This is a genomic window from Polaribacter sp. Asnod1-A03, assembly GCF_045063585.1.
Classification (GTDB): domain Bacteria; phylum Bacteroidota; class Bacteroidia; order Flavobacteriales; family Flavobacteriaceae; genus Polaribacter.
Window position 1 is genome coordinate 2,401,284 of the sequence record NZ_JBEFOE010000009.1, and the last position, 13,877, is coordinate 2,415,160.

At 31.8% G+C, this 13,877-nt stretch carries 8 protein-coding genes and 1 tRNA gene; 1 reads left to right on the forward strand and 8 read right to left on the reverse strand.

Annotated elements, in window-relative coordinates; genetic code table 11:
- Position 1: 1 nt before the first annotated feature.
- On the reverse strand, positions 2–1,399 hold the full coding sequence (locus ACJJVY_RS10935; RefSeq protein WP_405608225.1) for a dipeptidase: 1,398 nt from the start codon (positions 1,397–1,399) through the stop codon (positions 2–4).
- 89 nt (positions 1,400–1,488) lie between these two features.
- On the opposite strand from ACJJVY_RS10935, the gene ACJJVY_RS10940 reads away from it, so the two are divergent.
- Positions 1,489–1,570: transfer RNA gene (locus tag ACJJVY_RS10940), tRNA-Leu, on the forward strand.
- A gap of 236 nt (positions 1,571–1,806) precedes the next feature.
- On the opposite strand, the gene ACJJVY_RS10945 is transcribed toward ACJJVY_RS10940, so the two are convergent.
- The 7 genes from ACJJVY_RS10945 to ACJJVY_RS10975 all read right to left on the reverse strand — a co-directional run bounded on the left by ACJJVY_RS10945 (position 1,807) and on the right by ACJJVY_RS10975 (position 13,804).
- Positions 1,807–3,189 carry a sugar porter family MFS transporter gene (locus ACJJVY_RS10945; protein ID WP_405608228.1) on the reverse strand — a complete coding sequence of 461 codons (1,383 nt, stop codon included), beginning with the start codon at positions 3,187–3,189 and terminating at the stop codon, positions 1,807–1,809.
- 99 nt (positions 3,190–3,288) lie between these two features.
- Complete coding sequence (locus tag ACJJVY_RS10950; protein ID WP_405608231.1) at positions 3,289–4,356, reverse strand: family 16 glycosylhydrolase; 1,068 nt, start codon at positions 4,354–4,356, stop codon at positions 3,289–3,291.
- Positions 4,357–4,377: 21 nt separating this feature from the next.
- Positions 4,378–6,654: a beta-glucosidase BglX gene (bglX, locus tag ACJJVY_RS10955; RefSeq protein WP_405608234.1), complete on the reverse strand. Its 2,277-nt coding sequence runs from the start codon at positions 6,652–6,654 to the stop codon at positions 4,378–4,380.
- 2 nt (positions 6,655–6,656) lie between these two features.
- On the reverse strand, positions 6,657–8,138 hold the full coding sequence (locus ACJJVY_RS10960) for a glycoside hydrolase family 30 protein (RefSeq protein WP_405608237.1): 1,482 nt from the start codon (positions 8,136–8,138) through the stop codon (positions 6,657–6,659).
- 151 nt (positions 8,139–8,289) lie between these two features.
- Positions 8,290–9,165, reverse strand: a complete 876-nt coding sequence (locus tag ACJJVY_RS10965) for a hypothetical protein (RefSeq protein ID WP_405608240.1) — start codon at positions 9,163–9,165, stop codon at positions 8,290–8,292.
- A gap of 19 nt (positions 9,166–9,184) precedes the next feature.
- Entirely contained in the window at positions 9,185–10,681 is a 1,497-nt protein-coding gene (locus ACJJVY_RS10970) for a RagB/SusD family nutrient uptake outer membrane protein (protein WP_405608243.1), read from the reverse strand.
- A gap of 15 nt (positions 10,682–10,696) precedes the next feature.
- Entirely contained in the window at positions 10,697–13,804 is a 3,108-nt protein-coding gene (locus ACJJVY_RS10975) for a SusC/RagA family TonB-linked outer membrane protein (RefSeq protein WP_405608246.1), read from the reverse strand.
- Positions 13,805–13,877: the final 73 nt, after the last annotated feature.

Genomic DNA, 13,877 nt, shown 5'->3' on the forward strand with positions numbered 1-13,877 from the left:
GTTATTTGGTTTCTTTTGATAATTCTATGAAATATTGATAAAAATACGGAATGGTTTCAATACCTTTTAGATAATTCCAAACTCCAAAATGTTCGTCTGGAGAATGTATTGCATCTGAGTTTAAACCGAAGCCCATTAAAATACTTTTACTATTTAATTCTTGCTCAAACAATGCTACAATTGGTATACTACCACCGCTTCTTTGTGGTATAGGAGTTTTATCAAACGTAGTTTCGTATGCTTTACTAGCAGCTTTATAAGCCGTTGTGTTTATTGGTGTAACATAACCTTGTCCTCCGTGATGCGGCGTTACTTTTACTTTTACAGATTTTGGAGCAATGCTTTCGAAATGATTTTTAAATAACTCAGTAATTTGTTTCCAATCTTGGTTTGGTACCAAACGCATCGAAATTTTTGCATACGCTTTACTTGCAATTACTGTTTTTGCACCTTCGCCAATATAACCACCCCAAATTCCGTTTACATCTAAAGTAGGTCTTATGGCATTTCTTTCGTTGGTAGAAAAACCATTTTCTCCATAAACATCATCAATTGCTAAGGCAGCTTTGTAATCTTCTAAAGAAAAAGGCGCTTTTGCCATTTGTGCTCTTTCTTCTGTAGATAATTCTTCTACATTATCATAAAAACTAGGAATTGTAATATGATTGTCTTCATCATGTAAAGAAGCAATCATTTTTGTTAAAATATTGATAGGATTTGCAACAGCACCACCGTATAAACCAGAATGTAAATCTCTATTTGGGCCGGTAACTTCTACTTCTACATAACTTAAACCACGTAAACCAGTTGTTATTGATGGAATATTGTTGGCAATCATTCCTGTATCAGAAATTAAGATAACATCATTGGCTAATTTTTCTTTATTTCTTGGTACAAACCAAGACAAACTTTCTGATCCTACTTCTTCTTCACCTTCAATCATAAATTTTACATTACAAGGTAAATTCCCTGTAGAAGTCATGTATTCTAATGCTTTTACATGCATGTACATTTGTCCTTTATCATCACAAGAACCACGTGCAAAAATGGCGCCTTCTGGATGAATTTCTGTTTTTTTAATTACAGGTTCAAATGGAGGAGAAGTCCAAAGTTCTATAGGATCTGCAGGTTGTACATCATAATGACCATATACTAAAACTGTAGGCAAAGTTTCATCAATAATTTTTTCGCCATAAATAATAGGATTTCCAGGAGTGTCGCATAATTCTACTTTATCACAACCCGCTTTTTCTAAACTTTTTTTAACAAAATCGGCAGAAAGTAAGATTTCTTTATGGTAAGAAGCATCTGCACTAATAGAAGGGATTTTTAAAAGTTGAATAAGTTCGTCGATAAAACGATCTTTATTATTTTTAATGTAAGCTTTTACAGTATTCATTGAATATTTTTTAAATATGAGTAAAAATAAAAAATAATTATGAACTACTTTGTAATTTGAGATGTTTGTTTATATTTGCAATCCAAATTGCAGGCGTGGTGGAATTGGTAGACACGCTAGACTTAGGATCTAGTGCCGCGAGGTGTGAGAGTTCGAGTCTCTCCGCCTGTACAATAAGAGAAAGCTGACTTTTAAAGTCAGCTTTTTTTGTTTCTAGGTAACTAAATTCTATTTTTATTCAGTATCAAGCCCAAAAGTTGTGGAATTTTAAAACTATACATAAATATTTGAGAGTCTAAACAGGAAACTCTACACTTGTTACATTATTTTTATCATAATAAATAATTGTATTTAATTACTTCTCTGGTACTAATAAATAATATTTTTCTTAATTATCACATCAGGTATTAATTTTTCATCATTTCTTTTTCTAATTCTTCTAAAGACTTTCCTCTTGTTTCAGGAATAAATTTATATGTTATAAATACAATTATTAAAATAAATACTATAAATATAAAATATGGTAAAGAGCCATTCCATGGAATGCTATTATTGATTTCACTACCCATTACAACAGGAAAAGATTGTGATACCATATAATTTGCGGCCCATTGTGCTGCTACAGCTACAGACATAGCAACACTTCTTATTTTATTTGGAAACATTTCTGATAATAAAACCCATACTACTGGTCCCATGGAAAGAGCAAAAGATGCAATAAAAAGCAATACACCAATTAAAGATAATATACCTACATTTTGTTGTTGTAAAGAAATTCCTAAAAGTAAGAATCCAATAATCATACCTGTAGAACCTATGTAAAGAAGAGGTTTTCTTCCAAATTTATCTACAGTAAACATAGCAACAAAAGTGAATACTAAATTTACAAAAGCCAAAAGTATTTGTTGAGCAAGTACATCTTCTTTTCCAAAACCAAGTGATTTTTCAAAAATATCTGCACCATAATATAATACAGCATTAATTCCTGTAAACTGTTGCAACATAGAAAGCACTGTACCAATTATAATAATAACTAATATAGTTTTAGAAAAATAGTTTACTTTAGTACCATCGTTATTATCGTTTAATGATTTTTTAATAAGTTCGATTTCTTTTGATGCTTCTTTTTTACCATTTATTTTTTGTAAAACAGATAAAGCTTCTTTATCTTTTCCTTTTAAAGCTAACCATCTAGGGCTTTTAGGAACAACAAATAACAATACCAAAAAGATAATACTTGGTATTAATTCTGACCAAAACATACGTCTCCACCCAAAATCTATATTCTCTGCAACAGTTAAATTATTACCAATAAAATAAGTTGCTAGGAATACTACAAAAAAACCAATAACAATAGCCAATTGATAGTAAGTAACCATACGACCTCTAATATTAGAAGGTGCAATTTCTGCAATATACATTGGTGCATTCATTGATGCAACGCCAATACCTAAACCACCTAAAATTCTAAAAAAAACCAACATGCTAACTGATTGCGGAAATATTTCTGGTAATCCAGACCCAAAAGCAGAGAGTGTGAAAAAGATAGCAGAAATAATTAAAGACCATTTTCTACCTATTTTAATACTTAATGGTCCAGCAACGATTGCACCAACAAAACAGCCCAAGAGAGCGCTTCCTACAACCCATCCTTTTAAAGCATCACTTAAATTAAAGTGTTCAGTTAAATAAAATTGAGCTCCATTAATTACACCTGTGTCATAGCCAAAAAGTAAACCACCTAAAGCTGATACAGCTGCAATTAGAAGTAAATAAGTGCTTTTTTTCATTTCTTTTAATTTTAAATTATTATTAGCTTCTTTGATTTTTTGTATAAAGAAGTATTTTTTTTTCTTGTCTTTAACTCAATGAATTGAAAATGAAACTTTTTATTGGTAAACTCTTACATAATCAATCTCCATAGAGTCTTGTGTGAAATTGGTGTCAACATCACCTCCTAAATTACCACCCATTGCAATATTCAAGATGAAGAAAAAGTCTGAATTAAAAGGTAAATTGTTGTTATTAGTAAACGTTACATAAGGCACATCGTCGTATAGTACTTGAATCACATCGGCCCTCCAATCTAAAGAGTATAAATGAAATTCTGATGTAGATGTACTAGCCTCAGTTTCTATACCATAACCCGCATAAGAATCGCTTACATTATCTTGCCAGTGAAAAGTTCCTAAAACTTTATTCTTTTCCCAACCTTTTTGCTCCATAATATCGATTTCTCCACAATGTGGCCATCCAACAGAATTAAAATTAGAACCTAGCATCCATATAGCAGGCCATGTACCCTGGGTAATAGGTAATTTTGCTCTTACTTCTATTTTACCATATTTAAATGCTTGTAATCCTTGAGATTTTATTCTTGCTGATGTATAACCTGTACCATTTGCTTTTGCAATAATTTTAAGAACACCATTTTTTACAATGACGTTTTCTGAATTATTGGTATAGTTTTGTAGTTCATTATTTCCCCAACCATGATCACCTAAATCATAAGTCCAGTTATTTGGGTCTGGAGCTCCATCAATATCAAATTCATCAGACCAAACTAACGTTATATCAACAGAAACAAAAATGGTTAATGAATAAGTGGCGCTGGTAAATCCATTTTCATTATATGCAGAAACTATTACTGAATATTCGTTAGTACCACCTTTGGTAAACGTATAGCTAAAAGTATTGTTTGTTAACTTTAGTAATTCATCATTAATTAACACATTATATGAAGTCGCATTTGTAGCAGTTATTGTAAAGTTAGTAATACCACTACCATCACCATTAGGGTTGTTGTTATCTACACCAACTTTAAGACTAGATATAGATAAGTTTGTAGGTTTTGAATCAGTATTATCTGAGTTTAAGTCTTTAGAGCTACAGCTAAATGCCCAAAGTAATATGGTAAAAACTGTTAACAGTCTAATTAATAGTTTTAAATTTTTCATACTTTTCTTCTTCTTCGTAATTTATTTTAAGTTGAAATTATCAGTTAATGTAGCGTTAGAGCTTCCTCCTATAAATACATTAAACTCTCCTGGTTCAACGATAAATTCTCCTGTGTTTGTGTAAAACCCTAGCTCTTTTTCAGATAAAGTAAATTCAATTGTTTTGGTTTCTTTAGGTTCTAACTCTACTAATTCAAAACCTTTTAATTCTCTTACTGGTCTTACTACAGAAGCATATTTGTCGTGAATATATAGTTGTGTAACTTCCTTTCCTTTTACTGTTCCTGTATTAGTAAGATCTACCGAAACTTTAATTTCTCTATCTGTAATTTTATTTATTTTTAAGTTTTCGTAAGAAAAAGAAGTATAACTTAAACCGAAGCCAAAAGGATACAATGGTCTATTACTTTCATCAATATAATGCGACCAAAAAACGACATCATTATTTTCACCATAAGGTCTGCCTGTACTTTTATGATTATAATAAATAGGAACTTGCCCAACATTTTTTGGAAAAGTCATGGGAAGTTTACCACTTGGATTATAATCTCCGTATAAAACCTGAGCAATAGCATTACCGCTTTGAACTCCTAATTGCCATGCTTCTACTATTGCCGGAATATGTTCAGCAGCCCAAGGAATTGCTAATGGTCTTCCATTTGTTAAAACAAGTACTATATTCTTATTTACTTTATATATTTCTTCTAAAAGTTCTTGTTGCACACCTGGTAAATCTATATTAGATCTACTCCTTCCTTCACCTGTTTGCAAGCCATGTTCACCTAAAACCATAACAACAACGTTAGATTCTTTTGCCAACTTTATAGCTTCAGAAAACCCAGAAGTATCAGTTTCATTTATTAAAAGTTCATTTACAAATGAAAGCTTTGAATTTGGCATTAGAACATCGGCACCTTTGGCATATTTTAAGGAATTACCTTTATATTGTTGAAGTCCTTCTATAACCGAAATTGCTGTACCATCGTCGCCAGCTATTCTCCAATTACCAAGCGGACTGGTTTTATCATTTGCTAAGGCTCCTATTATAGCTATTTTTTGATTTTCTTTTTTTAATGGTAAAAGGTTGTTTTCATTTTTAAGAAGTACTATCGATTTTTTAGCAATATCTAAAGCATCATCATGAAATGTTTTTTTGCCAACAACCTTCTTTTCATTTTCCTCATCACAATACCTATAAGGATCTTCAAAAAGACCTAATTCAAACTTTACTCTTAAAATGCGTTTTACTGCATCATCAACGAGTTGCTCATCCACTGTTCCTTGCTTAACGAGGTTGGCCAATTCTTTTATATAAGCATTAGATTCCATGTCCATATCTGAGCCTGCTTTAACTGCTAATTCTGTTGCTTGCTTATTATTTTCTGCATAACCATGAGTTACCATTTCTCCAATAGATCCCCAATCTGAAACTATAAATCCACTAAAATTCCAATCTTTTTTTAATATTTTGCGTTGAAGAAATTCGTTACCTGTTGCTGGTATGTCATTTAATAAATTAAAAGCATTCATAAAGGTTCTTACATCCGCTTCAGTTACGGCTTTAAAAGGAGGGAACACAATATTATACAAGGTTGAAGTACCAATGTCTACAGTATTATATTCACGTCCAGCCTCAGCAAAACCATAAGCAGCAAAATGTTTTGCACAAGCTGCGATTGTTTTGGGAGAAGATAAATCTTCACCTTGAAAACCTTTAACTCTAGCAACTCCTATTTTAGAACCTAAAAAAGGATCTTCTCCTGCACCTTCCATCACTCGACCCCAACGTGCATCTCTAGATATATCTATCATTGGAGCAAACGTCCAATTTATACCAGAAGCAGCCGTTTCTTCAGCGGCATTTTCAGCTGCTTTTTTAATAGCTTTTAAATCCCAACTAGCAGATTCTGCTAAAGGAATAGGCCCTATAGTTTTATAACCATGAATAACATCAAAACCAAAGATTAAGGGAATACCTAACCGAGTTTCTTCTACGGCTATTTTTTGAAGTGCTGTAATTTGTTTTACACCTTTTACGTTAAGCATAGAGCCTACATATCCTTTTTTTAAATCTTCATACCTAGCAGCTTTATCTCCTCCTTTTGGAGTAGGTCCAGTGGCATCCCAAAATCCACTGTATTGATTCATTTGACCAACTTTTTCTTTTAAAGTCATTATGTTTAAAAGGCTATCCACCTTTTTTTCAATAGTACTTTTTGGAGAATTCTTAATTGTATTTGTGGAGTTCTTACAAGATATGTAACCAAAAACTAAAACTAATAATAGAACTTTCTTCATATTTAATATACTAATGTTTGCATAGCATGAGGTAAAATTTCTAAAGAAATATTGCTGTCATTTACCATAAAATTATAATTGATTTTTTGATCGGTTTTATTCATCACTACAGTTACCATTGAGCCGTTTGTATTTTTAAAAGTTGTACTTTCTATGGTGCTTCTACTTGTTGTTGTACTTACTCTAACCGCATTAGGATTTATAAACTTTGAAAAATGACCGATATAATAGTAAGAAGGAGTATAAATTAATTCTCCCGTTTGTGTGTCTGCATGAATAGGTGCGAAGCAAAAATTTCCCACATGATTTGGCCCACCTTTTTCATTTAGTAAAATATTCCAATCTGTCCAACCAACTACACCGCTATTAAAATCATTTATCATAGAATTTCCATAACGTTCTGCGTTAGACCATCTTTCGTATTGTGTAGCATCAAATGCTTCTTGACAACCTTCGGTGAATAATAGGTTTTTATCAGGAAATGATTCTTTAATATTTTTAAGATTATCATACATAGGTTCGCCACCAGCCCAAGTTTCATACCAATGAAAACCTGTTCCCCAAGCGTATTTTGCTGCTTCTGCATCTTCAAAAATAGTATTTGCTCTTTGAGACAGTAAATCTCTGTTGTGATCCCAAACTACAATGTTTTTATCACTCATTCCAGCTTTTTCGAAGGTTGGACCTAAGTAATTTTTTAAGAAATCACGTTCTTCTTCAGCTGTATAAATACAAGATTCCCATATTTGAACTGCCATAGGTTCATTTTGAATGGTAACACCCCAAACAGGTATGTCTTCCGCTTCATAAGCTTCAATAAACTTTACATAATAATTTGCCCAAGCCTGATTATATTCAGGTAATAACTTACCACCATGCAACATATTATTGTTGGTTTTCATAAAAGCAGGAGGACTCCAAGGACTTGCATAAAATACCAAATCATCTTTAATAAGAGCCTGAGCTCTTTTAATCATGGGAATACGTTTTTCTTTATCTTTTATTATTGAAAATGTTTTTAGTTCAGCATCTCCTTCTTCTATGTAGGTATGACTTCCCAAACCAAAGTCGCTACTGTGAATACTTGTTCTAATTAGATTATAATTTATTCCTTCTTCAGAGTAATAAGCTTTTAGTAATTCTTCTTGCTTATCTATACTAAGTTTAGAAAAAACCTCAGAAGATGCATCTGTTATTGCTCCTCCAATTCCTAAAAATTTTTGAAATGTTTTGTTAGTGTTTACAAAAACAGAAATATCTGTTTCAGTTGGTTGATTAGAGGGTTTAAATACAATTTCATTGGTTTTTGAAAGTCTTAAACTTGTGTTTTCTGCAGTTGTGTAAACAGTAATTTTTTGACTAAGAAAAGATTTTATTTGGCTTTTATCAGGTTTTATATCAACATTTACTGTTTCTTCTTTTTTTGAAACATTACAGGATGCTAGTAGCATCAATATTACTATTGATAAATATTTATTTTTCATTTTTTTTGATAATTGTTAAGTTGATGTTTTATAGCTTTAATACATGTTAAAGTCTCTATTTTAATTTTTAATTATTAAAATGGCTCAAATTCAAATACAAAATGAGGAATTTAGATAATCAAGAAACTAATTCAAATTTATTATTGTTGATTTATTTACTACCTCTCATTTCTATATTTTTAATGGTAATACCTGATGTTTGGGCACCTCCACATTTTATTACTAGATATATTGTTCCAGAAGTATCAAAAGTTACAACGTTACTTTTTGAATTAGAATAAGAATTATCAACACAGCCTACAGATGAAAGTAAACCACTAAATGAACCTGTTCCACAGCCATCCCAGGTATTTAGTCCCATAACAATATTATTTGCATAATCGTTCCATTGTATAGGTTCAACTTTACTCGCCATTACTTCAAACCAAGTTTCATCATTAGAGTCACCAGAGACTAACATATCTAAAGAATATTCTTTATCTGCAATAACTTCAATAGCTTGATAAATTCCTTGTTGATTGTATCCACTTGCTGTAATAGTAGCGCTACCATCATTAAAAGTCCAATTCGCACCAGAAGCACTGATGTTTAAAACTGTCCATTCGCTATGATCACTAGCATCTACAAATTTTCCTCCTTTTACAATATTTCCTGCAATAGGGTCTGATGTTTCTACATCTAATTGTTGAGAAACAATTTCTGAAAGACCACCTATTCCAGTTACTTTATGTGAAATAGTGTAAGTTCCTGCATCAGGAAAAAAAACTTCTTCCGTATTACTACCAGAAACATAACCAGCACCTTTCCCTAAATCCCAACTTGAAGTTATATAACTACTATTCGCATTCAATGAATAAGTATTATTAGCATCTGTAACCGGAGTTATAGTAAAACCAGCATCTAAATCGGTTGTTGTAAGTCCATTTCCTTCACCTAGCTCTTCCGGTTGACAAGATGTTATGACTAAAACCATTAAAACTATAGGAAAAAACTTAATAATGTATTTTAATTTTAAATATAAATTCATAATAATTTTATTTTATGTATTAATAATTTGGGTTTTGAACAAGTTTGGTGTTTTCTAATTCAGCCAAAGGAATTGGTAGAATTTCATTTTTTCCAGGTGTAAAACCTTTACTTGCTAACGCTGCAGGTGCTTTACCTGTTCTTACCAAATCATACCATCTATGTCCTTCTCCGGCTAATTCTAAACGACGTTCATTTAAAATAACATCTATAGAAACTGGTATTGATGGCAAGCCAACTCTAGATCTAACTGCATCAAGTAATGCTTGAGCACGGTCTCCAGAACCTCCTAATGCTTCAGCTTCCATTAAGTAAGTATCTGCTAAACGCATCATGTAGGTATGTTGTCTAAAATTTAATTCAGCATTACCACCACCTGTAGAAATTTCAGATTTTAAAGGCATAAATTTTTTAAGAAAATACCCAGTATTTTGATAACTTGGTTCATAAGTTATTTCTCCTGCATCTGAAAGTGCTTGTAAGTCTTCAATAGTCGAATCAAATCTTGGATCTCCTAACATTGCATCTCGTAAACTTTGAGTAACAATATTAAAACCCCAACCACCAGCATAATCTGGTGCATTTGCTCCAACACGTACAAACGACCTTGGACCCACATATTGGTTTAAAGTATTTCCTTCACCTATGTCTCCCCAAACACCATTACTTTGATCAGTAAAAGCAATTTCAATAATAGATTCGCTGTGGTAGTTATTATCAACTTCCCATAATTTAGAAAAATCATCTAATAGTTTATAACCATAAGAACTTGTAGTTCCTGGAGTTCCGTTTACTTCAGCAAGTTGGGCAACTGCTTCACTATTTTTTCCTTGGAATAAATATACTTTTCCTAAAAGAGCTTTTGCTGCCCCTTTAGTTATACGCCCAGCTTCATTTGTTAAATCTAATGAGATAGGAAGATTTGGTATTGCTTCTAATAAATCTGTTTCTATTTGAGCATATACATCATTAGAGTCTGCTTGTGTTACATTATAGATTTCATCTGTACTTAATGGAGTTGTAATAAGTGGAATATTTTTAAATAGTCTTACCAATTCAAAATAATAAATAGCTCTTAGTACTTTTGATTCTGCTGTAAACCGTGCTTTTGTAACCTCAGCCATATCTACATCCGGTAGTTTTAATATAAGCGTATTGGCACGAAAAATACCTTGGTAAAAAAGTCCCCAAAAACTTGAACCTACAGTTGATGGACTTATGGTATAATTAGAAAAGACTTGTGATGAAGCTTGGTCTGATATACCTCCACCTCCAGTAAAATGGTCATCTGAGCCTGAATTCAAAAAAAGCAACATATTTTCAAAACCATTAGATTGAAAACCCATTATATCATAAATAGATATTAAACCAGCATAAGCTTCGGCTTCATTTTTGTAATAATTATCTTCTAGTGCAGTTCCTTTTGGTTCTACTTCTAAAAATGTTTCGCTACATGATACCATTACAAGAATCATTGGAATAACGACGCATAGTTTTTTTATTGTTTTTAGTTTCATTTTTCTATTTTTTTATTAAAATTGTAAATTAATTCCAATTTGGTTGGTGATTGCTTGTGGGTAATAACCACGGTCTATTCCAAAAACACCACCGCCAATTTCAGGATCGTACCCACTATATTTAGTAAAGGTTAATAGGTTTTCTGAGGTCAAATAAATTCTTAATTTACTAATTCCGTATTTTCCTAAAATATCAGAAGGAAGCGTATAACCAACTTGTAATGTTTTTATTCTGAAATAATTTCCATCTTCTAGATAAAAATCTGATGGATTTGTAAAGTTATTATTAGTATCGTTTATGGTTAATCTTGGGTACGTATTAGAAGTGCCTTCACCAACCCATCTTTCTAAAGCAGCAGTTTGATAGTTAGAATTAGCAATATCTAATCTTCTTAAGCCTTGAAAAATTTTGTTTCCTGCAGCTCCTTGACCAAAAACTAAAAGATCGAAATTTTTATAATCTACATTTAATGTAAAACCATAAGTGAATTTTGGGATAGAATTTCCAAGGAAATCTCTATCTTGGTCATCAATCTCTCCATCGTCATTAATATCTTTCCATTTAAAATCTCCTGGCTGTGCATTGGGTTGAATAATTGTACCAGTTGAATTTACATAGTTATTTATTTCTGCTTGATTTTGAAAAATTCCATTGGTTTTAAAACCGTAGAAAGAATTTACAGGTTGCCCAACTTGTGTTCTAGTAATTGGGTAAGTACTTGCTTGAATAGTTTCTCCACCTGATAAAAATTCTACATCATTACCTAAATAGGTTACTTCGTTTTCTAGATAAGATACATTACCATTTAAAGAAAAATTAACTTCATTAATTTGTTTGTTATATCTAATCTCTAAATCTATACCTTTATTCTTCATGTCAGCAACATTTCCAGAAGGACCGCCAATAGCTCCCACATACCCTGGAATGTTAACCGTTTGTAAGATACCAGTAGTTTCTTTTTTATACCAATCAAAAGCTACAGAAACAGTATTAAATAACCTTGCATCAAAACCAATATTAAGTTGACTTGTTTCTTCCCATTTTAGATCTGGGTTTGATGGTGCATCAGGGCTATTTCCTATAACAACTGATCCAGAAGTTCCTATAACATAGTTTCTTCCATCACCAATGGTCGATAAATATTTAAAATCTCCAATATTGTCACTACCAGTTACACCAAAACCACCTCTAATCTTTAATTGGTTTACAATATCATTAATTTTCCAAAAATTCTCTTTTGACAGCACCCAACCAGCAGAAAAAGAAGGGAAAATTCCATATTTATTATTAGATCCAAACCGTGAAGATCCATCTCGTCTTATAATGGCTGTTAGTAAATATTTTTCATCAAAATCATAAGTCAATCTAGAAAATAACGAAGTTACTTTATGCTCGTTACCTGTGTAAGCATTTGCAATAATTTTTTCTGAAGCTGTGTCAAAATTAAATGACGCATCCCTAAAATTATCGACAGGAATACCATAATATGTTACGGTTTCACCAGATGTTATATTATCTACATAAGCACCTTGCCCAAGTAGTACACTAAAATTATGATTTTTAATTTGTTTTGTGTAAGAAACAATGTTTTCTATATTCCATCCAAAGCCTTTATTAGTTCCTCTAGAAATATTATTTTCAGAGGTTATTGTAGCTGCATTTAGGTAAGATACTGGTGTATAGCTTTCATAACCATAGTATGCCAATTTACCACCTAATGTACTTTTAAATTTTAAACCTTCAATAGGTTCAAATTCAAGATAAGCGTTTCCTACAAAATTATCAGACCAACCATAATTTCCTAAAAGTGTTTGTTGGTATGCTAATGGGTTAGACATTTCTTGAGCTACTAGATTTGAGATACCGTAAGGGTTTCCATTTGCATCTCTCCAAACTCCATCGTTAGTATAAGGAGCTTGATTAGAGAGAGTTGGGTCTGTCTCGACTATAGGAGTTAAAGGGTCTAAATTTATTGCAGATGCTAAAGGTCCTCCAAATTCACTATTTGTATTTCCAATTCCAATATTTTTTTCGTTAGAATACCCAAGTGTCTGTCCAAAAGTTATTTTTTCTGAAATTTTATGTGTAGAATTTAAACGAATGTTTTTTCTAGTATAATTAGAAATATCACTTAATACAATACCTTCTTGATCTAGAAAACCAAACGAAGCATAAAATTTAGAAATATCATTACCACCACTTAAACTAAGTTCATGGCTAACTCTTTTTGCACTATCATTAAAAATAACAGATTGCCAATCAGTACCCTGTTCTAGAGATTCTGGATTGGTATATATAATGCTTCCGCCACCATTTACAGATTTTTCATTTATTAAAGTAGCATATTGATTAGAATTAAGCAAATCAAGTTTTCTTGCTGCAGAAGAAATACCTGTATAACCATTGTAATTTATATTTAATTTACCAGAACTTCCTTTTTTAGTGGTAATCAAAATTACACCTGCAGCAGATCTTGCACCATAAATTGCTTGGGAAGCAGCATCTTTTAAAACCTCAACAGAAGAAATGTCTGATTGGTTAAGGAATCCTATTCCACCAGAGTCTACTACAATTCCATCTACTACCCAAAGAGGATCATTGTTTCCAAGTGTTGTAACCCCCCTTACTCGAATGGTAGAAGCAGAACCCGGTTGTCCAGAATTTGCAGCAATAGTTACACCAGATACTCTACCTTGTAATGTTTGCTCAACTCTTGTAATAGGTAAATCTTCTAATTCACTTTGTTTAACACCAGAAATTGCACCTGTTACAACACTTTTTTTCTGTGTACCATACCCAACAACAACTATTTCATCTAATTGGTTGTCTGGTATTAAGGTTATTGCTAAATTAGTTTTGTTATCAACAATTATATTTTGTGTAGCATAACCTAAATAACTGAAAGACAATACGTCTCCTTTATTTGCTTTTATAGCAAATTTACCATCAAAATCTGTTGATGTTCCTTTTGTGGTGTTTTTAATTATAATATTTACACCAGGTATAGGTCCTCCTGTTTCATCTAACACACTTCCGGTTAAAGTTGTTTCTTGGGCAAAAGAAACTGAAATTGTAATAAGAAATAAAACAACGAACAATTTAAAGTTTAAATGTTTTCTCATGTTTAGTTTATTTTGTTTATAGTTTCAAAACAGTATTTAGAAGTCTATCTAAAAACAGCATTTGAATTGGTCT

Coding starts and splice junctions, on each gene's coding strand:
- ACJJVY_RS10965 (WP_405608240.1), bottom strand. CDS start 9,165: ATGAATTTATATTTAAAATTAAAATACATTATTAAGTTTTTTCCTATA.
- ACJJVY_RS10945 (WP_405608228.1), bottom strand. CDS start 3,189: ATGAAAAAAAGCACTTATTTACTTCTAATTGCAGCTGTATCAGCTTTA.
- bglX (WP_405608234.1), bottom strand. CDS start 6,654: ATGAAGAAAGTTCTATTATTAGTTTTAGTTTTTGGTTACATATCTTGT.
- ACJJVY_RS10950 (WP_405608231.1), bottom strand. CDS start 4,356: ATGAAAAATTTAAAACTATTAATTAGACTGTTAACAGTTTTTACCATA.
- ACJJVY_RS10935 (WP_405608225.1), bottom strand. CDS start 1,399: ATGAATACTGTAAAAGCTTACATTAAAAATAATAAAGATCGTTTTATC.
- ACJJVY_RS10960 (WP_405608237.1), bottom strand. CDS start 8,138: ATGAAAAATAAATATTTATCAATAGTAATATTGATGCTACTAGCATCC.
- ACJJVY_RS10975 (WP_405608246.1), bottom strand. CDS start 13,804: ATGAGAAAACATTTAAACTTTAAATTGTTCGTTGTTTTATTTCTTATT.
- ACJJVY_RS10970 (WP_405608243.1), bottom strand. CDS start 10,681: ATGAAACTAAAAACAATAAAAAAACTATGCGTCGTTATTCCAATGATT.